The following is a 22,064-nucleotide window of genomic DNA, read 5'->3' as shown; positions in this document are numbered from 1 at the left end:
GCATCCCCGTACCGGGGCTGCCGCCTAGAATGGCGGCGATGGATGAGACCGATTCCCCGACCTCGCCGGGGCCGGCCCCGACCGGCCCGCGACACTGGCCGCACTGGCTGGCGCTCGGCGCCGCCGTCGCGGCCGCCCACCTGCCCTGGGGCCTGCAGCGGTTCCTGGGTGGACTGCTCGGGCGGCTCGCCTTCCATGTCGCCAGCAGCCGCCGGCGCGCGGCGCGCACCAACCTCGAACTGTGCTTCCCGGACATGCCGGCCGGGGAGCGCGAGGCACTGCTGCGCGCGAGCTTCGTCGACCTGGGCATCGGGCTGTTCGAATTCGCCCGCGCGTGGTGGGGCAACGTCGAACCGATGCGCCGCACCGCCCGCATCGAGGGGCTGGAGGCGGTCGAGGCGATCCGCGCCAGCGGCCGCGGCGTGCTGCTGGTCTCCGGCCATTTCATGACCCTGGAGATGTGCGGCCGGCTGATGTGCGACCACCTGCCGCTGGCCGGCATGTACCGGCGCCACCGCGGCGCGGTGATGGAATGGGCGGTCAAGCGCGGGCGGCTGCGCTACGCCACGGCGATGTTCGGCAACCACGAGCTGCGCCCGGCCATGCGCCACCTCAAGAAGGGCGGGATGCTGTGGTACGCGCCCGACCAGGACATGCGCGGCAAGGAGACGGTGTTCGTGCCGTTCTTCGGCGTGCCGGCGGCGACCATCACCGCCACCCACCAGTTCGCCCGGATGACCGGCTGCGCGGTGGTGCCGTTCTTCCACCGGCGCGAGGGGGCGGACTACGTGCTGCGCCTGGGCGAGCCGCTGGCGGACTTCCCTTCCGGCGACGTGGTCGCCGACACCGCCCGGGTCAACCAGGCGATCGAAGAGATGGTGCGGCGGGCGCCGAGCCAGTACCTGTGGATCCACCGCCGCTTCAAGCGGCGCCCCGAGGGGCTGGACGCGCCCTACCGCTGAGCTTCGACCGCGGGCAAGGTGCCTTCGCGCGAGAGCAGGCTGCCGGCGTACAGCGCGGCCAGCAGCAGGGTGAACCCGCCCCAGAAGGTCGAGTAGAACGCCAGGTGGGTGTTGAACGGGAACACCGTCACCACCAGCGCCCACATCGCCGGCCGGGCACGCTCGCGCGCGGCGGCATCGGCGAAGCGCCAGGCGCGCCACGCCAGTGCCGCGCCGGCCAGCCACAGCAGCAGGCCGAAGAAGCCGGTTTCGCTGACGACCTCCAGCACGATCTGGTGGGCGTGGTAGGCCGGGCCCTCGCCCCAGGCCGGGGCCACGTCGGGGTCCGGGTCGCAGGCCGGGAACGCCTCCCGGAACCCCCGCGCGCCCACGCCGTTGAACGGATGCTCGCGCGCCATGCACAGCGCCGCGCCCCAGATCCGGCTGCGGCCGGAGAGCGCCTGGTCGACGCCCTCGTCGCCCTGCACCAGCTGCGTGGTCCGCACCACGCGCTCGCGCACGTCCGGCGACCCCACGGTCAGTGCGCCCAGCAGGACCGCGCCGACCCCGAACACCACCAGCAGTCGGCGCCAGCCGAGCAGCCGCCAGCCGGAGATCGCCAACACCAGCGCATAGGTGACCCAGGACGCACGCGAGCCGGCCAGCAGCACCACGATCCCGATCGCCGCTGCGGCCGCCACCCAGCCCAGCGTGCCCAGCCGGCGCCCGGTCCAGAACAGGGCGAACGGCGACAGGCTGGCCAACACGATGCCCAGCTTTAGGTTGCACGGGCCCAGGATCCCGCTCAGCCGGTCGACGGCGGCGACGTCCTCGGCGCTGCACATCGGCCGGCCGCTGATGACCTGCTTGATCGCGTCGATGCCGAAGAACACCGGGCTGGTCCCGGTGACCGCCTGCAGCAGCGCGTCGACGGTCCACACCGCCACGATGATCGCCAGCCCGCCGAAGGTGGTCCGCCGCCCCGGCCGGTTCGCCACCGCCGAGGCCACCAGCCACAGGAACGGCAGGTAACGCAGGTCGACCGCGGCCTCGCGCAGCGCGCGCCCCGGGTCGACGGAGTCGAACGCGGACACCAGCTCGGGCAACCAGTAGGCGAAGAACAGCACGCTGGTCAGCGCCCAGGCCTGGTGGCTCAGCAGGGAGATGCCGCCGCGGAAGCGGGAGGCCACCAGCTTGTAGATCGCCAGCAGCGCGCCCAGCACCAGCACGCCCTCGGCGTAGCCGGGCGCCGGCCACAGCGCGACGTGGGCAAGGATCCACGCCGGGGCCCAGCGCCAGCCCTCGCCAGGCGCCTGGTCGTGCGCGGGGGCGACGGGCGCCAGGTTCGGGTCAGTCTGCGAGTTCGGCATAGACGGCCAGCGTGGCGCGCTGCATCGCTTCCATGGAATAGGGAATGCTACCCGGCAGCGCCGGCGGGGTGTCGGCCAGCTCCCGCGCGCGGCGCGCGAGCGCATCTGCATCGAAGGACGCGACGGCGCCGACGGGCAACAGTTCGCGCAGCAGCTCGCCGACCCCGCCATGGTCCCAGCCCAGCACCGGCCGTCCCACCGACAGCGCCTCGACCACGGTGCGGCCGAAGGCCTCCGGCTTGCGCGAGAGCTGCAGGACCAGGTCGCTGGCCGCGTAGGCGCGGGCGATGCAGTCGGTCGCTTCGCTGAAGACCACGGCCTCGCCCAGTCCCCGCCTGGCTGTTTCGCCTTCGAGTTCGGCCAGGTAGTCCTCGCGCCCGGCCTGCCGGCTGCCGGGCAGCCACAGTCGCGCGTCCAAGCCCCCGGCACGCAGCGAGGCCAGCAGGTCGAGCGCGTCGACGTGGCCCTTGAGCCGGGTGCCGCGGCCAGGCAGCAGCAGCAACGGGCCCTCGCCCGCCAGCGCGGGGAACAGGCCGGCGGCCCACGCGCGTGCCGCGCGGTCCGGGGCGGGCACGCGCGGGAACGCCGCCGGGTCGATGCCGCGCGGGATCACCCGCAGCTTCGACGGGTCGGTCTCCGGGTATTGCTCCAGGACGTAGTCGCGCACCGTGCCGGAGACGCAGACCACCCGCTCGCCACGGGTCATCACCCGGCTGTAGCGCGAGGGCGAGTTGAGGCCGTGGACCGTGGTGACCAGCCGCGGGCGTTCCGCCGGCCGGATGCCGCGCAGCGCCAGCAGGGCGACCCAAGCCGGCAGCCGGGAGCGGACGTGGAGGATGTCCGGTCGCTCACGCTCCATCAGGCGTCGCAGGGCGCCGGCCTTCAGCAGGGTGGCCGGCGACTTGCGGCCGGTATCGAGCTGCACGTGGCGTGCGCCGGCCGCTTCCAGCGCCGGCACCAGCCGGCCACCCGCGGAGACGACCAGCGCCTCATGCCCGGCGGCCACCAGCGCGGCGGCGATCTCCAGGGTGGAACGTTCGACGCCCCCGGACTCCAGCGCCGGCAGCAGCTGCAGGACCTTCAGCCGGCGCACGGGCGGCGCGGTCTCAGTCCTTCAGGGTGAAGTGCGCGCTGCAGTAGGGGCACTCGGCCTCGCCGGTCGCCTCGATCGGCAGGTAGACCCGCGGGTGCGAGTTCCACAGCGCCATCTCGGGCAGCGGGCAGCTCAGCGGCAGGTCGGCGCGGCTGACGGTGTAGCGGCGCTCGGCATTGGCCTGGATCGGACGTTCCTGGGTGGCGCTCATGTGGGGGCTCGCAAACAGAAGGACGAACGCGGCCATTGTAGGGCGCAATAGCCGAAGGCGTATTGCGCCGAACGTGGATCGTTCCGGCGCGAAACGCCGCCCAAGGGGCGGCAGTTCCGCCCTACGCGGCCGGCAGTTCGAACAGGAGGACCTCGCCGCCGTCCGCACCACCCGCCAGCACCAGGCCGCCTTCCTCGTCGACCAGGCCCACCGCATCCCCCGCACCCAGCGCCTGCCCGCCCGACTCGACCCCGCCCCTGGCCACGTGCAGCCAGTAGCGCTCCGCGGCGTCCAGGTCGAAGGCGGCTTCCTCGCCGGCCTGCAACGCCAGTCGGTACAACCGCGCCTGCTGGCGGATCGCGATGCTGCCGGCGGCACCGTCGGGGGACGCCAGCAGCTGCCAGCCCGGGGCATCACTGGCCGGCCGGTGTGCGTAGGCGGGGGGGGCATTGACCCGGTCGGGCTGGATCCAGATCTGCAGGAAGTGCACCGGCTCGTCCCTGGAGCCGTTGTATTCGCTGTGCGCCACGCCATGCCCGGCGCTCATCCACTGCAGCTCGCCGGGGCCGATTACGCCTTCGGCGCCACTGCTGTCGCGGTGCGCCAGCTTGCCGGACAGCACGTAGCTGAGGATTTCCATGTTGGCGTGCCGGTGCGGGGCGAACCCCGCGCCCGGCGCGACCCGGTCCTCGTTGATCACCCGCAGCACCCCGAAGCCCATCCACTGCGGGTCGTAGTACTGGCCGAAGGAGAAGCTATGGCGGCTGTCGAGCCACTCCACCCCGGCCGGGCCGCGGCCGCGGGACGCCGCGGGACGCTGGAGGATCATCGCTGCGCCTACTCGCCTTCCGGCGCCGGGACGGTGGCCTCGGTGGTGATGCGCAGCTTGATCTCGTCGCTGACGGTCGGCGCGTACATGTCCAGGCCGAAGTCGCTGCGCAGGATCGTCGCCTCCGCATCGAAGCCCGCCGCCGGCTGGCCGGTCATCGCATGGGTGCCCACGCCGTTGACGGTCACCGCCAGGTCCACGGGGCGGGTGATGCCGTGCATGGTCAGGTCGCCGGTGACGCGCATGCGGTCGGCGCCCAGCGCCTTCACCGAGGTGCTGCGGAAGGTGACCTCCGGATGCTGGGCGATGTCGAAGAAGTCCGCCGTGCGCAGGTGCTCGTTGAACGCTTCCACGCCCGAGTCCATGCCGGACAGCGGGATCGTCACCTGCACCGAGGAGGCCTCGACGTTCTCCGGATCGTAGGTCACGGTGCCGTCGACCTGGCCGAAGTGGATGGTCGGATTGGAGAACCCGAAGTGGTTCCACTGGGCGACCACCTGGGTGTGGGCGGGGTCCATGGTGTAGGTGATGGATTCCGCGCTGGCGGCGGTGGCGAAGCCGGCAACGGCGGCGGCGAGGATGAGCTTCTTGTACATGGTGATCTCCTTTGGGTCCGGGTCCCGTTGGATACGGGATCAGACGATCCGCGCGGCCTCGTCGAACGGCAGGCGCGGGGAACGGGGGAACAGGGCCGAGGCGTCGCCGTGGCCCAGGTTGACCAGCAGGTTGGACCGTACGCGGGTGCCGGCGAAGAACGCGGCATCGACGGCCGGGGCGTCGAAGCCGGTCATCGGGCCGGTATCCAGGCCCAGCGAGCGCGCGGCCAGGATCAGGTAGGCGCCCTGCAGGCTGGAGTTCTGCAGCCCGATGCGGTCCAGGGCGGCGTCGTTGGCGCCGGCGAACCACGACTGGGCATCGGTATGCGGGAAAAGGAACGGCAGCTTCGCGGCGAAGTCCAGGTCGTGGCCGACAATCACGGTGACCGGGGCCTTCATGGTCTTCTCGCGGTTGCCTTCGCTCAGCGCCGGCTCCAGCTTCGCCTTGGCCTCCGGCGAGCGGACGAACACGAACCGCGCAGGGCTCATGTTGGCGCTGGTCGGTCCCCACTTCAGCAGGTCGTACAGCTGGCGCAGGGTCTCGTCGCTGACTTCGCCGCCGAGCACGTTATGGGTCCGGGCAGTGCGGAAGAGCTGGTCGAGCGTGGCGTCGCCAAGGGCGGTGTGCGGGTTCATCTGGTCTCCATGTGGGTTGCCGGGCGAATGCCGCGGTGAGGTTGGGAAGTGTAGGGTCGCAATGACGGGCGCCAAGGGGGCGCTCCGCAACGCATTACCGACACTGGCGGAACAATAGATGCCCGGATCACCTGTTTGGACCATCACTGACGGCAATGCAGGGAACGTGCGGCAGGCGCACGCGCTTGCGGCGGCGCTGGGTCGTCCGATCCGGGACTGGCGGCTGGAGCCGCGCACGCCATGGAGCTGGGTGGCGCCGCGCCGCCTGCCGGGGGCCGCCCGGGCGTTCGGGCCGTCCTTTGCCGACGCCCTGTCGCGCCCGCCGCGGCTGGCGATCGGCTGCGGCCGGCAGTCCGCGCTCGCAACACGGCTGCTGCGGGCACGCGGTGCGCGGGTGGTGCAGCTGCTCGACCCGCGCCTGGATCCGCGCCATTGGGACCTCGTGGTCGCGCCGGAGCACGACCGGCTGGACGGACCGAACGTGGTCCGGCTGCTGGGCAGCCTGCACCCGGTCGACTCCGCCTGGCTCGCCGAGGCGGCCGGGCACTACGCCGCCCTGGCCACCCTGCCCCGGCCCCGCACCGCCCTGTTGCTGGGTGGCAACAGCGGCCACGCCCGGCTGGACACCGCGTTCCTGCACGCCACGCTGGACGTGCTGGTCCGCCACCTGGAGGACGAAGGCGGCAGCGTGCTGGCGACAACCTCGCGGCGCACCCCGCCAGAATTCACGGGCGAGCTGCGCAAGCGCCTGGCAGGCCATGAGAGCCTGGTGTGGAGCGGACCCGCCGACGGGGGGAATCCCTACCCCGGGCTGCTGGCCCATGCCGACCGGATCGTATGCACCGGCGACTCGGTGAACATGCTGTCCGAGGCCTGCGCGACCGCGGTGCCGGTCCACATCGCGGGTGTCGACCGGGTCGGCGGGCGTCCCCGGCGCTTTATCGACAGCCTGCTCGGGATGGGCCGGGCCCGGCCGCTGGACGGGCGGATGGAGTCGTTCCCAGTCACCCCGCTGCGGGAGACGGCGCGGGTGGCGGCGGAGGTGAAGCGGCGGCTTGGAGCCTGAGCGGCCCCGAGGCCAGTGCCTGCTCGACTAGTTCGCGAGCCGCGGCGACGTCCGCATCGGGAACGATGACGCGGGTCCTGCGATCGAGCGAGCACTCCAGCGCGCGGTGCAGGAGGGTGGCGTGGGCCTGTCGCAGCTGCTCCCCGGCATCCGGGCCCAGCAGGCCTTCGCCCACGCAGGCGGCCAGCAGCCCGGCGCTGTCGCGGGGCACCAGCAGCCCGCGATGGCGCCCCGCGTGGAGCAGCACCTGCGCCTGCAGGGCGAACTCCAGGTCCACCAGCCCGCCGCGCCCGTGCTTCAGGTCGAATCGCCCTTCCGGCGTGCCTGGGCGGTCGCTCCGGTCCAACTCGCCGCGCACCCGTTCGCGCATGTTCCCGACCTCGGTGGCGACCTGTCCCGGGTCGCGCGTGCGCGACAGGATCCCGGCGCGGATCTGCTCGAAGTCCGCGCGCAGCGACGCATCCCCGGCGACCCCGCGGGCGCGGACCAGGGCCTGGTGCTCCCAGGTCCACGCGCGCTTGGCCTGGTAGTCGGCGTAGCTGGCCAGCGAGGACACCAGCAGCCCCGTGGCACCGTCCGGGCGCAGGCGCACATCGACCTCGTACAGGTTGCCGGCGGCGGACGGAGTGCCCAGTAGCGCCACCAGCTTCTGCGCCAGGCGGGCGAACCAGCGCTGCGCCTCCAGCGGACGCGACCCGTCGGACGCGGCGCCCTCCGGCGCGTCATAGAGGAAGACCAGGTCCAGGTCGGACCCGAAGCCCAGCTCCGCAGCGCCGAGGCTGCCGTAGCCGAGCACCGCGAACCGGGCCTGCGCGATCGTGCCGTGTGCGGCCTCCAGCTCCCGCCAGGCGAGCGCCAGCACCCGGTCCACCACCCCGTCGGCCAGCCAGGCCAGCTGGTGGGAGGTCTCCACCGCGCCCTGGCGGCCATCGCGCAGGGCCATGGCGATGCGGAACCCCAACGCCTGGCGGGTCTCGTTGAGCGCCTGGAGCACCTTCTCGACATCGTCGTCGACGCCGCGGCCGGCGCGTTCGCAGGCCTTGCGCATCTCCTCGCGGTCGGGCAGCGGCCCGGACACGCGGCTGTCGAGCAGTTCATCGAGCAACAGCGGATGGGCGGCCAGCCGCTCGGCGAGCAGGGCACTGTGCGCCACCACGTCGACCACCCGCTCCAGCGCATCCGGCTGCTCGTCCAGCAACGCCAGGTAGGCGCTGCGGCGCAGGATGTTCTGCAGCATCGCCAGCAACCGGCGGAGCGCGAGCAGCGCCTGCCCGGAGTCGGCCGCCCCCTGCAGCAGTGCGGGCAGCACGCGATCCAGCCGGGCGCGGCTTGCGTCCGACAGAGCCTTCACCGCGGGACCGCGGGCGAAGTCGCGCAGCAGCGCATCGGCCGCCTCCGGCTCGTCGAATCCCGCCGCCGCCAGCTCGCCGGGGCTGCCGGCTTCCGGCAGCGCGCGCCAGTAGACCGCCAGCGCGGCCGGGGCCTGGCCCTGCTCGCGCCCGCCCAGCAGGGCGGCGAACTCCGCCGTGACCTGCTCGCGATGCTGGTCGAGTGCCGCCCGCAGCGTCTCCCAGTCCGGGTAGCCGAGGCCACAGGCGATGCGCGCCTGGTCCAGCGGGTCGTCCGGGAGCGCATGCACCTGGTCGTCGCGCAGCATCTGCAGGCGGTTCTCGAGCCTGCGCAGGAACCGGTAGGCCGAGCCGAGCGCCTGTGCCGCCTCCTCCTCCAGGTGGCGGGCCTGCCGCAATGCCGCCAGCGCCGGCAGCACGCCGCGACGACGCAGGGCCGGCTCGCGCCCGCCGCGGATCAGCTGCAGCGCCTGGACCAGGAACTCGATCTCGCGGATCCCGCCCGGGCCCCGCTTGATGTCGTCGGCCAGTTCACGCCGGGCGACCTCGGCGCTGACCGCGGCCTTCATGTCGCGCAGCCCTTCCAGGGCTCCGAAGTCCAGGTAGCGGCGGTAGACGAAGGGGCGCAGCACTTCCAGGAATGCCGCGCCCCCGTCCAGGTCGCCCGCGACGGGGCGCGCCTTCTGCCAGGCATAGCGCTCCCAGTCCCGGCCTTCCTGCTGGAAGTACAGCTCCATCGAGGCGAGCGACCAAGCACTGCGGCCGGCGCTGCCGTAGGGGCGCAGGCGCAGGTCGACGCGGTGGCAGAACCCGTCGGCGGTGTGCTCGCCGAGCAGCCGGGCGAGCTGCTGGCCCAGGCGCGAGAAGTACGGTTCGGCCGCCAGCGGACGCGGGCCGTCGCTGGCCTCGGCCAGGTCGTCGGAGTCGTAGCCGTAGACCAGGTCGATGTCGGAGCTGAAGTTGAGCTCCCCGCCGCCGAGCTTGCCCAGGGCGAAGACGATCAGGCGCCGCACCTCCCCGCCGGTGGTGCGCATCCAGCCGTGGCGGGTGGCGAAGTCGCGCTCGCAGGCCTCCAGCGCCAGCGCCAAGCATTGCTCCGCCAGCACGGTGCTGCCCGCCAGCGTGGTTTCGACGTCGTCCAGGCCGATGATGTCGCGCCAGGCCAGGCGGGTGGACTCGGCGGCACGGTAGCGGCGTAGCACCGCCGGCCACTCCGCCGGCTGGTCCGGGTCCAGTACCGGCGCCGGGATGGGGAGCGGCCCGTCGGACTCGAGCAGGTGGCGAAGCAGGTCCGGCTGGCGCTCCAGGGTGTCGGCGGCGAAGTCGCTCGCCGCCACGACACGCCGCAGGCGCGGGTCGTCAACCGGCCCGCCGGCCGCGGCGCCGAGGCGGGCCAGGCTGCGCTCCACGAGCGATTGCAGCTGCGGATCGGGCGTTGCGCTCATCGCGCCGGATCATCGCACGGGCCGCGGCGGACAAATAAAAAGCCCGCCGCGGTCGAAACCGGTCGGCGGGCCTGCTCCCTCCCCCACGTCGGGATGCGGGTCGATCGTGAACGAAACGTAAGTAGAGATGCACGCTGCAGTGCACAACTGTACCGCTGGGGTCAGGAATGTGCTCCACGGCGCGACCCGCGTACACCGTGCCGTGCCGCCGCTACCTGCACGCTGCTCGCGGTCCACGGCAATCATCCACGGAGGCATCGGTGCTCAAGCGCGCGGTCGGAATCGGCATGGCCTTCATCGGCCTGATCGTGGGGGCGGGGTTCGCCTCCGGCCAGGAGATGCTGCAGTTCTTCGTGGCCTTCGGCATCCGCGGCGTGATCGGCGCGGTGATCGCATCGGTCCTGATGATCGTCAGCGGCATCGCCGCGCTGCAGCTGGGCAGCTACCTGCTGGCCAAGGAACACACCGTGGTGTTCCGCCGGGTCAGCAATCCCTGGGTGGCCTGGTTCCTGGACGCCACGACCATCATCACCCTGTTCTCGATCGGCTTCGTGATGTTCGCCGGGGGCGGCGCGAACATGGCGCAGCAGTTCGACTGGCCGGTGTGGGTCGGCGCGGGCCTGACCCTGGCCGCGGTGCTGGTGGCGGGCATGTTCGACGTCAACCGGGTGTCGGCCATCATCGGAGCGATCACCCCGTTCATCATCATCTTCATGGTGGGGATATCCGCCTGGACCCTGCTGACCTCGGACTACGACGTGGCGGCGCTCGACCTGGCGGCACGACAAGTGCAGACCAGCCTGCCGAACTGGTGGGTGGGCGCGCTCAACTACCTCGGCCTGACCGCGATCACCGCGGTCTCGATGACCATCGTCATCGGCGGGAACATGCTCGACACCCGCACCGCCGGACTCGGCGGGCTGATCGGCGGGGGCATGTACCTGGCACTGCTGGTGCTCGCGGTGGTCGCGCTGTACCTGCAGGTCGGCACCGTCGGCGACGACGAACTGCCGATGCTGACGCTGGTCAACGGCGTGCACCCCTTCCTCGGCGTGGTGATGTCGGTGGTCATCTTCGGGATGATCTTCAACACCGCGCTGGGGATGTTCTATGCCCTGGGAAAGCGCCTGACCCGCGATCGCCCGGAGCGGTTCCGGGCGGTCTACGTGGCCACCGTGCTGGTCGGCTTCGCCCTGAGCTTCGTCGGCTTCCGAGACCTGGTGTCCTACGTGTACCCGGCGCTGGGCTACCTGGGACTGGTGCTGATCGTGGTCATGGGCGTGGGCTGGCTGAAGCGGCGCAAGCGCATCGCGGCGGAAATCGAGCGCAGGCACCGGCTGCACCGGTTGGCCCGGCGCCGCCTGGACCCGGCACGGGCGTTCAATGAGGAGCACGCCGCCGAGGTCCGGCGGATCGCCCGCGACTCGGTGCTGCCCGACGCGGAGCTGCGCCAGGCCATGCTGGACGAGGTCGATGCGGTGCTGACGGCGGATCCCACGGTCGACTATCCCGCGGCGGGCGTGGAGGAGCCGCGGACGTCGCCCGACGGGAAGCGCCCGCCCCCGGCCGGGAAGCCGGAGGCGTGATCCCGCCGGACGCGCGTGTCCGCATGAGGTGTCGTTTCGCGTAAACCGCAGGCACACTGTCCGCGGGGGCGCCCCCGGGGGGCGCGGGGGCGGCACGGATGGCCGAAACGGAAGAAATCACGCGACTGCTCGTGCTCGCCCGCGAAGGCGGGCCCGACCGGCTGGGCGCGGTGTTCGAAGCGCTTTATCCGGAGCTGGTGCGCCTGGCGAGCAGCCGCCTGCGCGGCGGCGAGGCGACGCTCACGCCCACGGTGCTGGTGCACGAGCTCTACCTGCGCATCAGCCAGGGCCGGCAGCTCCAACTAAATGACCGCCAGCACTTCTTTGCCGCGTCGGCCAAGGCGATGCGCTGGATCCTGGTCGAACATGCCCGCGCCCGCTCCGCCTGCAAGCGCGGCGGCGACCAGGTGATGATCAGCCTGGACGAGCAGATCCCCGACGGCGCGCCCGGGCTGACCAACGTCCTGGCGCTCGACGAGGGGCTGCAGGCACTGGAGGCCATCAGTCCGCAGAGGCGGCACGTCGTCGAGCTGCGCTGCTTCGGCGGCATGGAGTTCAGCGAGATCGCGGGCCTGCTCGATGTCTCCGAGCGCACCGTGTACCGCGAGTGGGAGCGCGCCCGCGCATTCCTGCAGGCCATGTTCGAGGAGGGCGGGACATGATGGACGTGGAGCAGCTGGAGGAGTGGCGCGCGGCGGATGCGCTGTTCGACCAGTGGCTGGACCAGGCGGAACCCGACCGGGAAGCCTGGCTGGCGGCGCAGGACATGCCCGACGCGGTCCGCCGCCGGGTGCAGCAACTGATCCGCGCGCACGAACGCACCGGCAACGCACTGGACAGCGCCGCCGGCGACCTGGCCGGCCGGAGCCTGGGCGACTGGACGTTGGAGTCCGAACTCGGCCGCGGCGGCATGGCAGTGGTCTACCTGGCGCGGCGCGAGCAGGGCATGGCGAGCCAGCGTGCCGCGGTGAAGGTCCTGACACTGGCGGCCCTGGGCGCCGGCGGGCGCGAGCGCTTCCAGCGCGAGGCCGGGATCCTCGCCCGCCTGGGCCACCCCAACATCACCCGCCTGATCGACTCCGGCGTCGCTGACGACGGCACCTGCTGGCTCGCCATGCCGCTGGTGGAAGGCGAACGCATCGACCAGTGGTGCCAGGCCCGCGGCCTGGATGCACGCGCGATCGTGCAGCTGTACCTGCAGGTGTGCGCCGCGGTGGCGTACGCGCACCGCAACCTGGTGATCCACCGCGACCTGAAGCCGTCCAACGTACTGGTCGACACGGACGGCAACGTGCACCTGCTCGACTTCGGCATCGGCCAGTTCGCCGACGTGCCGGCCGAGCGCACGCGCACCCAGTGGCGCGCGCTCACCCCCGGGTATGCGGCGCCCGAGCAGTTGAGGGGTGACCCGCCCACCACCGCGATCGACGTATATGGGCTGGGCGCACTGCTGCACCGGCTGCTGACCGGCCGCACGCCGGGGACCACGACCACGGGCACCAACACTACGCGCCCATCAGTGCTGGTACGCAGCACTGCAGACGCCTATCACCGCCACTATGCTCCCCTGAAGAATGACCTCGACCTGGTCCTGCTGAAGGCGCTGGCAGAGGAACCGGAACGCCGCTACGAGTCCGTCGAGGCATTCGCGCTCGACCTGCGGCGCTGGCTCGACGGCCAGCCGGTTCTCGCAGAGAAGCCGCGACTGGTCTATCGCGCCCGCAAGTTCGTTGCACGCAACAAGGCAGGCGTCGGCGCTGCGGCGTTGCTCGTCGCCAGCCTCGCCGGAGGCGTCGGGGCGACTCTGTGGCAGGCGGACGAGGCGCGCCACCAGGCGGAACTGGCCGAGCGCCAGGCGGCGATGGCGCGGGAGGAGGCGGAAAAGGCGAGCGTCCGGGCACATCGGGCGGAGGCCGTGCGCGACTTCCTGGGCAGCATGATGATCACCGTCCGCGGCGAGGATGGAGGACTCGCCCGGGTCACCGACGTGATCGATGCCGCCGCGGAGGGAGCACGCGGGGAGTACCACGGCGCCGTGCAGCCAGAACCGTTGATCGCGGCCGAGGTGCTGTTGCTGACCGGCATCGTCCGCTACAACCTGGGTGACCACGATCGCTCCCTGGCCGACCTGCAGGACGCGCTGGCGCTCCTGCAGCCGTACCGGGACTCGGCCGCCGGGGAGCTTTCGCGCGTCCATTGGGAGCTCGTTCGGCACGCAAAGCGCCAGGGTCGCCTCGAGGACATGCTGATGCACGCCCGCGAGTCGGTGGCTCTCAACGACCTGTGGGACGCGCCGCCCACCGAGCGCACGCGCGCACTCCTCTCCCTGGGTGAGGCGTACCTCTACTCCGACAGGGAAGAAGCAGCGCGGATCTTCCACTCCCTCATCGCGGAGATCGAGGCTGGCGAGCTGAAGGACACGGTCCGGCACATCAATGCACTGAACGGCCTGTCGATCGCCCTTTCGGGTCCGGAACATGACCCACGGCTGCGCCTGCCCATCCAGGAGGAGCGGCTGCGCATCGCGGAACTGATCTACCGGCCGGACAGCGGAGGGCTCGCGCACACACTGACGGACGTCACCCACACATTCCGCGCCCTCGGGATGCTGGAACGCGCGGAACAGCTGGCGCGTGACGCAGTCGCGGTCGCCGACCGTACTCTGCAGAACCCCCTGATGTTCCAGGCGACGACGCGCTGCAATCTCGGCTTGGTGCTGCAACAGCAGGGCCGCCACGAGGAGGCCCTGGAAGTTTTCGAGAAGGGCAGTTCGCTGTTGCGGGAATCCGGCGACATGCACCTTTCAAATGAGCGCTGCTGGACAGGCCTCGCCTATTCCGCCGCTGTCCTTGGCCGTTACACGCAAGCCCTGCAGGCGACCGGCAGCAGCGAGGAGATTCTCGCGACCAATGGCCGCAGCGGGCACTCCGACGCAATCACGTCGTGCGGGCTTCGCGCGTCGGTGGAGCTGAGACGGGCGGGTCCCGACGCTGCGCGGCGGGTGCTGGACTCCTGTCCCCCCACCGAAACCGCGGAATCCATGCCGTCCGGCTGGATGCTGGCCAAGGCCGAGTTGCTTCTGGAGGAACAGGACCCGGGCACTGCTGTCGCGCTGCTGGAAACGCTGCGCACCCGTCACATGCCAGAAGAGAATCATCGCGAATGGATGAGGCCGTGGATGCTGTCCGTGCTGGCAGCGCATTCCGCGGGTGATACGGAGGGCCTCGCTGCACTGGAAAGCAGCATGAGCGCCTTTTCCACGCTTGAGCCAGTGTCGCAATGCCTGGCTGCCCCCGGGCCGTCGACCTGCCTCGCGTTCCCGTAGCGAGGCTGTCAGTTCCCGCCGCCCGATCTCGTGGATGGAGGGTCCGGAAGTACCGGGCCCGGTTATTGGCCGCCGTTCCGGCCTGCAATCCACGAGTACATGAAGATGAAGTCCAACCTCCTCCTCACGGCGTCCCCGCTGGCCCTTGGCCTGGCGCTTGCCGTCTCGTTCCCCGCGGCCCACGCCGCCACCGACGGCCCTGCCTGCTGGGTGTACAACACCACCACGGAAGAGTGGGAACAGGTCTCGGCGACCGATCGCACCCAGGGCAACGAGCACGGTAACGCCAACAGCACCTGTGCCACCAACGCAAGCGCCTACGGCGAACGCAACAATGCGAGTGCCGGCAGCAGTACCGCGGTCGGCGTCGGCAACATCGCGCGCGGCAGCAGCAGCACGGCCATTGGCGACCGCAACACCGCAAGCGGCGTGCAGTCCTCCGCCATCGGCCACCGCAATACCGCCGTAGCGCAGAACAGCGCTGCCGTAGGCACCTCGAACACCGCCGAGAGCGGCTCCGCCTTCGGCCATGCCAATACCAGTGCCGGCTTTTACGCCAACGCGTTCGGCGGATCCAACACAGCCGGCGGGGACAACGCGAATGCCTTTGGACATGGGAACACCGCCAGTGGCGCCGGCAGCGTCGCCTTCGGCAGCAGCAACACCGCCGCGGGGGGTTCGTCCTCTGCTGTCGGGTACAGGAACGAGGTCACGGGCTCGCTCGCAAGCGCGTTCGGCTACATGAACGAGGTCACCGGGAACAACGCGGTCGCGGTCGGCTACCAGAACACCGCAGGCGGCGGGGCAAGCCACGCGTTCGGCACCTTCAATGAAACGGCGGGCAACGCCGCCAGTGCGTTCGGATCTTCCAACAGTGCCGCTGGTGAGCGCAGCCTCGCGGTCGGACACTCCAACTCCGCCGCGGGCGTCCGCAGCGCCGCAATCGGGTATGAGGCGTCTTCAGCCGGCTACCAGAGCCTGGCAATCGGACTCAAGGCGGATGCCACGGGCTATGAAGCCATTGCGATCGGTCGGGGGGCAGCGGTTCTCGCGGATGGCGCCACCGGTGCCAGCCCCACCGGAAGCATCGCGATCGGCGTGAGCGCGCTGGTCGAGGAGGACGCTACAAACTCCGTGGCGATTGGCGCACGGTCCGTCGCGGACCAGGCCAACACCGTCTCCGTCGGCAGCGCAGACAACCTGCGTCGGGTCACCAACGTGGGCGACGCCGTCGGCGCCACCGACGCGGTCAACCTGCGCACCCTGCAGGCCGCGCTGGAAGGCGTGGAAGGCGGCGGTGGCGTCAGCGAGGCGCGGGTGCGCGAGATCGCCGATGCGGGCGACGCGACCACGCTGACCGCGGCGAACGACTACACCGACGCGCGGATCGCCGAGATCGACGCCGTCACCGAAGCCGAGGTCCGCGAGATCGCGGCCGCGGGCGATGCGGCGACGCTCACCGAAGCCAACGGCTACACCGACACCCGCGAGGTGGCCATCCGCGCGGACATGGAAGCCGGTGACGCGGAAACGCTCACCGCCGCCAACGAGTACACGGACGGGCGCGAAGTGGAGGTCCGTTCCGACATGCAGGCCGGCGACGCGGCCACCCTTACTTCGGCCAACCAGTACACCGACGCCGCGATCCAGCAGATCGTGGGCTTCGACGTGGGCGGGTTGAACGACCGCTTCGATGCCATCGATGACCGCTTCCGCGACGTGGACCGCCGCCTGCACCGGCAGGACGAGCGGATCGACCGCCAGGGCGCCATGGGCGCGGCGATGCTGAACATGGCGATCAACGCCGCTGGGACCCAAAGCCCGCGCGGGCGCATCGCGGTCGGCGCCGGCTTCCAGGGCGGCGAGAGCGGGCTGTCGGTGGGCTACGGGAAGCGGATCGGGAAGACCGGGTCGTTCTCGCTTGGTGCGGCGTTTGCGGATGGGGAGTCGTCGGCGGGTATTGGTTTTGGTGTGGATCTGTAAGGGCTGCCGCAGTACCGATTGACGGAAATGAAGAACCCCGCCGGATTGGCGGGGTTCTTGTTTTGCGCGGGGCGGTTGGAAGGCCCTCACCCCGGCCCTCTCCCGCAAGCGGGAGAGGGGGTGGGGCGGGGGCTCCGCCGGGGGCTTCTTAGAAGCCCATGCCGCCCATGCCGCCCATGTCACCCATGCCGCCGGCCGGCATTGCGGGCTCTTCCTTCTTCGGCAGCTCGGCCACCATGGCCTCGGTGGTGATCATCAGGCCGGCGATCGAGGCGGCGTTCTGCAGCGCGGTGCGGGTCACCTTGGTCGGATCCAGGATGCCCAGCTCGAGCATGTCGCCGAACTGGCCGGTGGCGGCGTTGTAGCCGTACGCACCGGTGCCCTCGAAGACGCTGTTGAGGATCACGGACGGCTCCTCGCCGGCGTTGCTGACGATCTCGCGCAGCGGGGCCTCCATGGCGCGCAGGGCGATGGTGATGCCGTGGTTCTGGTCCTCGTTGTCGCCCTTGAGGTCCTTGATCGCGGCCTTGGCACGCAGCAGCGCGACGCCGCCGCCCGGGACGATGCCCTCCTCGACCGCCGCACGGGTGGCGTGCAGGGCGTCCTCGACGCGGGCCTTCTTCTCCTTCATCTCGACCTCGGTGGCGGCACCGACCTTGATGACGGCCACGCCGCCGGCCAGCTTGGCCACGCGCTCCTGCAGCTTCTCGCGGTCGTAGTCCGAGGAGGTCTCCTCGATCTGCGCCTTGATCTGCTTGATGCGCGCCTCGATGCCGCCGGTGTCGCCAGCGCCGTCGATGATGGTGGTGTTCTCCTTGGAGACCTGCACCTTCTTGGCGCGGCCCAGGTCGTCGATGGTGGCCTTGTCCAGCTGCAGGCCGACTTCCTCGCTGATCACGGTGCCGCCGGTCAGCACGGCCATGTCCTCGAGCATCGCCTTGCGACGGTCGCCGAAGCCCGGGGCCTTCACGGCCACGACCTTGACGATGCCGCGGATGGTGTTGACCACCAGGGTCGCCAGGGCCTCGCCCTCGACGTCCTCGGCGATGATCAGCAGCGGCTTGCCGGCCTTGGCCACGCCCTCGAGGATCGGGAGCAGGTCACGGACGTTGGAGATCTTCTTGTCGTGCAGCAGGATGTACGGGTCATCCAGCTCGGCCTGCATCGACTGCTGGTTGTTGATGAAGTACGGCGACAGGTAGCCGCGGTCGAACTGCATGCCCTCGACCACGTCCAGCTCGTTGTCCAGGCCCGAGCCGTCCTCGACGGTGATCACGCCTTCCTTGCCGACCTTGTCCATCGCCTGGGCGATCAGCTCGCCGATGTTCGCGTCGGAGTTGGCCGAGATGGTGCCGACCTGGGCGATCTCGCGCGAGGTCTCGGACGGGCGCGACAGGCTCTTCAGCTCGGCGACGGCGGCGGAGACCGCCTTGTCGATGCCGCGCTTGAGGTCCATCGGGTTCATGCCGGCGGCGACCGCCTTCATGCCCTCGCGGATGAAGGCCTGGGCCAGCACGGTCGCGGTGGTGGTGCCGTCACCGGCGTTGTCGGAGGTCTTGGAAGCGACTTCCTTGACCATCTGCGCGCCCATGTTCTCGAACTTGTCCTGTAGTTCGATCTCCTTCGCCACGGACACGCCGTCCTTGGTGATGGTCGGGGCGCCGAAGCTCTTGTCGAGCACGACGTTGCGGCCCTTCGGGCCCAGGGTTGCCTTGACGGCATTTGCGAGGATGTTCACGCCGCGCACCATCTTGGAGCGCGCGTCCTCACCGAAACGGATTTCCTTGGCAGCCATTTGGATCAACTCCGGAAAATGCTAGTGGATTGGATGTCTGGGATTGCGGGCCGTCAGGCCAGGGTCGCGAAGATGTCGTCCTCGCGGACCACCAGGTACTCGACGCCATCGAGCTTGACCTCGGTGCCGGAGTACTTGCCGAACAGGACCTTGTCGCCGACCTTGACCTTCGGCGCACGCAGGCTGCCGTTGTCCAGCGCCTTGCCTTCACCGACCGCGACGACCTCGCCCTTGATCGGCTTCTCGGTGGCCGAATCGGGGATCACGATGCCGCCGGCAGACATCTTTTCTTCTTCCATGCGCTTGATGACCACGCGGTCGTAGAGCGGCTTGATGTTCATTGCATAGCCTCGCAATTGACTGGATTGGGGAACGTTGTGTGCTTTCCGCAGGGGCCGCGGGACCGCCTGCGTGCCCGGATGGACCGGGACTGGCTCCCCAGATGGGGCACCCCCGGCGGCTTTCAAGGGGCGGATGCGAGCGAATTGCACCGGCGCCCCCCGCCCCCGACGAAAAAGGGTGCGCCCCTCGCGGAACGCACCCTTCTGGAATCCGGGACGGCATCCGTTGCGCGGCGCGATCCTGCGCCCTCCCCCGATACCCAACCCCCTTGGCAGGGCCGATTCCTGTCGGCCCACGTCGATTATGGACGCCTCGCGTCACCTTTGCCATCGGGCGCACGCGCGGCGCGGCGGTACAATCGCGTCCATGAGCGTCCTCGTTGCCTATTGCACCTGCCCGGACGCGGACAGCGCCGCCCGGGTCGCCCGCGCCCTGGTGGACGAACGGCTGGCCGCCTGCGTCACCCGCCTCCCCGGCACCCGCTCCTGCTACCGCTGGGAGGGCAAGGTGGAGGAAGCCACCGAAGAGCTGCTGATGATCAAGACGACGGCGGCACGGCTTGAGGCGCTGGAGCGCCGGCTGCACGAGCTGCATCCCTACGACGTGCCCGAGTTCCTGACCGTGCCCGCAGGGGGCAGCCGGGCCTACCTGGACTGGGTCGCCGACATGACCGGAGCGCCGTCGCCTTGAGCCGATCCTTCTTTGGCCGGGCGGCCGCCGCGCTGCTCGCCCTGTGCGCCGCGGCGATGGCGCCCACCGCGGGCGCCGTCAATCCGGAGGACCTGCTGCCGGTCGACGAAGCCTTCCAGCTGGAGGCGCGCGCGCAGGCGGACGGGATCGCGCTGCACTGGGACATCGCCGACGGCTACTACCTCTACCGCCACCGCACCTCGGCGCAGGCGGGACCCGGGTTCAACGCGGGCGAGCTGCAGCTGCCCGACGGGATTCCCCACGAGGACGAGTTCTTCGGCGCGGTGGAGACCTATCGCGGCGAGCTGGCCGCCCTGTTGCCCGGGACCGCGGAGGGCCCTCGCACGACCCTGACCGTCAAGTACCAGGGCTGCGCGGACCTGGGGATCTGCTACCCCCCGCAGACCCGCACGCTCGAGGTGGCACTGCCCGCGGCGGGCGGCGGCACCAGCGGTCCGGCCGCGGGCCTGCTGTCCGGCGGACTGGGCACGAATCCGCTGCTGCGCGGGCTGGGCGTGGGCGGTGCCGACGCGCTGCCGGAGGAGCAGGCGTTCACGATCGACGCGATCCCCGACGGCGGCAACGGGCTGCTGGTGCGGCTGGCGCCCACGCAGGGCTATTACATCTACCGCGACCAGACCTCCTTCGAGCTGCGCGGCGAGGGACTGCAGACTGGCGCGGTCGAGTGGCCCGCCGGCGTGGACCACAACGACGAGTACTTCGGCGACACCGTCGTCTACATGCAGCCGGTCGACGTGCCGGTGCAGGTGCTGCGGGAGCATCCGGACCCGGTCGAGGCGACCCTGGTGGTGTCCTTCCAGGGCTGCCGGGACGAGGGCATCTGCTATCCGCCGATGACCCGCAGCATCCCGGTCTCCATGCCGGCCGGGCAGGTGCTGGAGGCCGCCCGCACGCCGCCTCCGCAGGGAGTGCGCGGCTCGCTCGAGGAAGGCGGGCCGGGCATCGTCGCGGTCCTGCTGCTGGCGCTGATCGGCGGCCTGATCCTCAACCTGATGCCTTGCGTGCTGCCGGTGCTCTCGCTCAAGGCGCTGTCGCTGGCGGAAGGCAGCGCGAGCCGCGCCGACGCGCGCCGCCAGGCGCTCTGGTACACGGCGGGCGTACTGGTGAGCTTCGCCGCGCTGGGCGCGCTTGCGCTCGCGCTACGCGGTGCCGGGCTGGCGCTGGGCTGGGGCTTCCAGCTGCAACAGCCGCTGGTGGTCGGTCTGCTCGCGCTGGTGATGTTCGCCCTGGGGCTGAGCCTGTCCGGGGTGTGGCACTTCGGCGGGCGCTGGACCGGCGTGGGCCACGGCTTGGCGAGCCGTTCCGGCCCGAGCGGGGATTTCTTCACCGGCGTGCTGGCGGTGGTGGTCGCCACGCCCTGCACCGCGCCCTTCATGGGGGCGGCCCTGGCCTGGGCGTTCGCCGCCCCCGCCGGACTGGCGATGCTGGTGTTCGTCGCGCTGGGACTCGGTCTCGCCCTGCCCTTCCTGCTGATCGGCCTGGTGCCGGCGCTGGCCGACCGGCTGCCGCGCCCCGGCGCCTGGATGGACACCTTCAAGCAGTTCCTGGCCTTCCCGCTGTACCTGACCGCGGTGTGGCTGGTGTGGGTGCTGGCGCGCCAGCGCGGAGCCGACGCGGTCGGGCTGTGGATGGTGGCCGCGGTGCTGCTGGCGCTGGTGGCCTGGGCGTGGACCCGCTCGCGGATGGGCGCGCCGCGGCGTTGGCTACCCATCGTGGTGCTGGGCCTGCTGGCGATGGCTTGGCCGCTCTATTCCCTTCATACGCTCGAGCGCCCGGCGCGGGCGGAGGCCGGGGTGGCCGACGATGCGGGCGCGGAGCCGTTCTCGCAGGCCAGGCTGGCGGAACTGCGCCAGGCTGGCCAGCCTGTCTTCGTGAACATCACCGCCGACTGGTGCGTGACCTGCAAGGCCAACGAGAGCACGGTGCTCTCGCGCGATGCGTTCCGCGAGGCGCTGGACCGCACCGGCATGGCCTACCTGGTTGGTGACTGGACCGACGTGGACCCCGCGCTGACCCGCTACCTGCAGGAACACCGGGCGGTCGGCGTGCCGCTGTACGTGGTCTACCCGGCTGGCGGCGGCGAGGGCGAGGTGTTGCCGATCGTGCTGACGCCGCAGGTGGTCCGCGACGCCATCGAACGAGCAACGGAGGCGACGACATGAGCAACCGCGGGATCCTGGTCGCGGCGCTGCTCGCCGGACTGGCCGGCGTGGTAGCAGGCCTGGTGATCAACGGCCCGGGACCGCTGCTGGGTTCCGAGCCGGGCCAGCGCGCGATCCAGACGCTGGCCGCCGCCGGCGCCCCCGCCCCGCCGGAAGGACTCGAGGTGGCCGGCCGCGGCGATGCCATCCCGCGCCTGGAACTGCCCGGCCTGGACGGCGACGCGGTGGCGCTGCCCGACGGCAGCGGCCGGCCGCTGCTGATCAACTACTGGGCCAGCTGGTGCGCCCCGTGCATCGAGGAGATGCCGGAGCTGGACCGCTACGCCGACACCCAGGGCGAGGATGGCGTGCAGGTGGTCGGCATCGCGCTGGACGATCCGGACGCGGTGCGCCGCTTCCTGGAGCAGGTGCCGGTCGGCTACCGGATCCTGCTCGACCAGCCCGGCCCGGCCGACACCAGCGTGCAGCTGGGCAATCCCGCCGGGGTGCTGCCGTACACGGTGCTGGTCGATGCCGCGGGGGTGATGCGGCGGCAGAAGATCGGCCCGTTCAAGCACGGCGAGATCGATTCCTGGGTCGACCTCTGAGCCGGCGCGGCGAATCAAACACCTGCTTAAAACCTTA

18 protein-coding genes are annotated in these 22,064 nt (G+C 71.0%); 9 read left to right on the top strand and 9 right to left on the bottom strand.

Annotated features, from left to right (window positions below):
• The first annotated feature begins 38 nt into the window (after positions 1-38).
• On the top strand, positions 39-962 hold the full coding sequence (gene lpxL, locus G545_RS0109015) for an LpxL/LpxP family Kdo(2)-lipid IV(A) lauroyl/palmitoleoyl acyltransferase (RefSeq protein WP_027070087.1): 924 nt from the start codon (positions 39-41) through the stop codon (positions 960-962).
• Here the strand turns inward: lpxL and G545_RS0109010 are convergent.
• The 6 genes from G545_RS0109010 to G545_RS0108985 form a co-directional block, all read right to left on the bottom strand.
• Positions 953-2,311 (bottom strand): O-antigen ligase family protein, encoded by a 1,359-nt coding sequence (locus G545_RS0109010; RefSeq protein WP_027070086.1) that lies wholly within the window; start codon positions 2,309-2,311, stop codon positions 953-955. The genes lpxL and G545_RS0109010 overlap by 10 nt on opposite strands.
• The gene (locus G545_RS0109005; RefSeq protein WP_027070085.1) at positions 2,292-3,404 is read right to left on the bottom strand and encodes a glycosyltransferase; all 1,113 of its coding nucleotides are present in this window, start codon (positions 3,402-3,404) and stop codon (positions 2,292-2,294) included. The genes G545_RS0109010 and G545_RS0109005 overlap by 20 nt, the downstream gene beginning before the upstream one ends.
• 13 nt (positions 3,405-3,417) lie before the next feature.
• A complete protein-coding gene (locus G545_RS0109000; RefSeq protein WP_027070084.1) occupies positions 3,418-3,615 on the bottom strand; it encodes a zinc-finger domain-containing protein in 198 nt (65 codons plus the stop codon).
• A gap of 121 nt (positions 3,616-3,736) precedes the next feature.
• Positions 3,737-4,444, bottom strand: coding sequence for a pirin family protein (locus G545_RS0108995; RefSeq protein ID WP_027070083.1), 708 nt, complete (start codon positions 4,442-4,444; stop codon positions 3,737-3,739).
• 8 nt (positions 4,445-4,452) lie between these two features.
• Complete coding sequence (locus G545_RS0108990) at positions 4,453-5,040, bottom strand: YceI family protein (protein WP_036138939.1); 588 nt, start codon at positions 5,038-5,040, stop codon at positions 4,453-4,455.
• A gap of 39 nt (positions 5,041-5,079) precedes the next feature.
• A complete protein-coding gene (locus G545_RS0108985) occupies positions 5,080-5,676 on the bottom strand; it encodes a malonic semialdehyde reductase (protein ID WP_027070081.1) in 597 nt (198 codons plus the stop codon).
• Positions 5,677-5,794: 118 nt separating this feature from the next.
• On the opposite strand from G545_RS0108985, the gene G545_RS0108980 reads away from it, so the two are divergent.
• Positions 5,795-6,742 (top strand): mitochondrial fission ELM1 family protein, encoded by a 948-nt coding sequence (locus G545_RS0108980; RefSeq protein WP_027070080.1) that lies wholly within the window; start codon positions 5,795-5,797, stop codon positions 6,740-6,742.
• On the opposite strand, the gene glnE is transcribed toward G545_RS0108980, so the two are convergent.
• On the bottom strand, positions 6,681-9,536 hold the full coding sequence (gene glnE, locus G545_RS14275) for a bifunctional [glutamate--ammonia ligase]-adenylyl-L-tyrosine phosphorylase/[glutamate--ammonia-ligase] adenylyltransferase (RefSeq protein ID WP_052347303.1): 2,856 nt from the start codon (positions 9,534-9,536) through the stop codon (positions 6,681-6,683). The two genes, G545_RS0108980 and glnE, sit on opposite strands and share 62 nt — an antisense overlap.
• Before the next feature lie 260 nt (positions 9,537-9,796).
• Between glnE and G545_RS14270 the strand changes: the two genes are divergently transcribed.
• The 4 genes from G545_RS14270 to G545_RS14265 all read left to right on the top strand — a co-directional run bounded on the left by G545_RS14270 (position 9,797) and on the right by G545_RS14265 (position 16,430).
• Complete coding sequence (locus G545_RS14270; protein ID WP_154656555.1) at positions 9,797-11,122, top strand: YkvI family membrane protein; 1,326 nt, start codon at positions 9,797-9,799, stop codon at positions 11,120-11,122.
• 98 nt (positions 11,123-11,220) lie between these two features.
• Entirely contained in the window at positions 11,221-11,784 is a 564-nt protein-coding gene (locus G545_RS0108965) for an ECF-type sigma factor (protein WP_027070079.1), read from the top strand.
• 5 nt (positions 11,785-11,789) lie between these two features.
• Positions 11,790-14,447 carry a serine/threonine-protein kinase gene (locus G545_RS0108960; RefSeq protein ID WP_161625784.1) on the top strand — a complete coding sequence of 886 codons (2,658 nt, stop codon included), beginning with the start codon at positions 11,790-11,792 and terminating at the stop codon, positions 14,445-14,447.
• A 99-nt stretch (positions 14,448-14,546) separates the two neighbouring features.
• On the top strand, positions 14,547-16,430 hold the full coding sequence (locus G545_RS14265) for a hypothetical protein (protein ID WP_052106549.1): 1,884 nt from the start codon (positions 14,547-14,549) through the stop codon (positions 16,428-16,430).
• A 148-nt stretch (positions 16,431-16,578) separates the two neighbouring features.
• On the opposite strand, the gene groL is transcribed toward G545_RS14265, so the two are convergent.
• Positions 16,579-18,225: a chaperonin GroEL gene (gene groL / locus G545_RS0108950; RefSeq protein WP_027070077.1), complete on the bottom strand. Its 1,647-nt coding sequence runs from the start codon at positions 18,223-18,225 to the stop codon at positions 16,579-16,581.
• Between the two features lie 53 nt (positions 18,226-18,278).
• Positions 18,279-18,566, bottom strand: coding sequence for a co-chaperone GroES (gene groES / locus G545_RS0108945; protein WP_027070076.1), 288 nt, complete (start codon positions 18,564-18,566; stop codon positions 18,279-18,281).
• 367 nt (positions 18,567-18,933) lie between these two features.
• On the opposite strand from groES, the gene cutA reads away from it, so the two are divergent.
• The 3 genes from cutA to G545_RS0108930 are packed head-to-tail and all read left to right on the top strand — an operon-like array spanning position 18,934 to position 22,027.
• Positions 18,934-19,257, top strand: a complete 324-nt coding sequence (gene cutA, locus G545_RS0108940) for a divalent-cation tolerance protein CutA (protein WP_197050184.1) — start codon at positions 18,934-18,936, stop codon at positions 19,255-19,257.
• Positions 19,258-19,313: 56 nt separating this feature from the next.
• Entirely contained in the window at positions 19,314-21,440 is a 2,127-nt protein-coding gene (locus G545_RS0108935; RefSeq protein ID WP_052106551.1) for a protein-disulfide reductase DsbD family protein, read from the top strand.
• Positions 21,437-22,027, top strand: a complete 591-nt coding sequence (locus G545_RS0108930; protein WP_027070073.1) for a TlpA family protein disulfide reductase — start codon at positions 21,437-21,439, stop codon at positions 22,025-22,027. The genes G545_RS0108935 and G545_RS0108930 overlap by 4 nt, the downstream gene beginning before the upstream one ends.
• Positions 22,028-22,064 lie beyond the last annotated feature (37 nt).

This window comes from Lysobacter defluvii IMMIB APB-9 = DSM 18482, from assembly GCF_000423325.1.
Classification (GTDB): Bacteria; Pseudomonadota; Gammaproteobacteria; order Xanthomonadales; family Xanthomonadaceae; genus Novilysobacter; species Novilysobacter defluvii.
Note: the sequence above shows the minus strand (reverse complement) of the source record. Positions and strands in the feature narration are given on the sequence as shown.

Coding starts and splice junctions, on each gene's coding strand:
- G545_RS0108985 (WP_027070081.1), bottom strand. CDS start 5,676: ATGAACCCGCACACCGCCCTTGGCGACGCCACGCTCGACCAGCTCTTC.
- G545_RS0109000 (WP_027070084.1), bottom strand. CDS start 3,615: ATGAGCGCCACCCAGGAACGTCCGATCCAGGCCAATGCCGAGCGCCGC.
- G545_RS0108930 (WP_027070073.1), top strand. CDS start 21,437: ATGAGCAACCGCGGGATCCTGGTCGCGGCGCTGCTCGCCGGACTGGCC.
- glnE (WP_052347303.1), bottom strand. CDS start 9,536: ATGAGCGCAACGCCCGATCCGCAGCTGCAATCGCTCGTGGAGCGCAGC.
- groL (WP_027070077.1), bottom strand. CDS start 18,225: ATGGCTGCCAAGGAAATCCGTTTCGGTGAGGACGCGCGCTCCAAGATG.
- cutA (WP_197050184.1), top strand. CDS start 18,934: ATGAGCGTCCTCGTTGCCTATTGCACCTGCCCGGACGCGGACAGCGCC.
- G545_RS0108965 (WP_027070079.1), top strand. CDS start 11,221: ATGGCCGAAACGGAAGAAATCACGCGACTGCTCGTGCTCGCCCGCGAA.
- G545_RS14265 (WP_052106549.1), top strand. CDS start 14,547: ATGAAGATGAAGTCCAACCTCCTCCTCACGGCGTCCCCGCTGGCCCTT.
- G545_RS0108935 (WP_052106551.1), top strand. CDS start 19,314: ATGGCGCCCACCGCGGGCGCCGTCAATCCGGAGGACCTGCTGCCGGTC.
- G545_RS0109010 (WP_027070086.1), bottom strand. CDS start 2,311: ATGCCGAACTCGCAGACTGACCCGAACCTGGCGCCCGTCGCCCCCGCG.
- lpxL (WP_027070087.1), top strand. CDS start 39: ATGGATGAGACCGATTCCCCGACCTCGCCGGGGCCGGCCCCGACCGGC.
- G545_RS0108995 (WP_027070083.1), bottom strand. CDS start 4,444: ATGATCCTCCAGCGTCCCGCGGCGTCCCGCGGCCGCGGCCCGGCCGGG.
- groES (WP_027070076.1), bottom strand. CDS start 18,566: ATGAACATCAAGCCGCTCTACGACCGCGTGGTCATCAAGCGCATGGAA.
- G545_RS0108980 (WP_027070080.1), top strand. CDS start 5,795: ATGCCCGGATCACCTGTTTGGACCATCACTGACGGCAATGCAGGGAAC.
- G545_RS0108990 (WP_036138939.1), bottom strand. CDS start 5,040: ATGTACAAGAAGCTCATCCTCGCCGCCGCCGTTGCCGGCTTCGCCACC.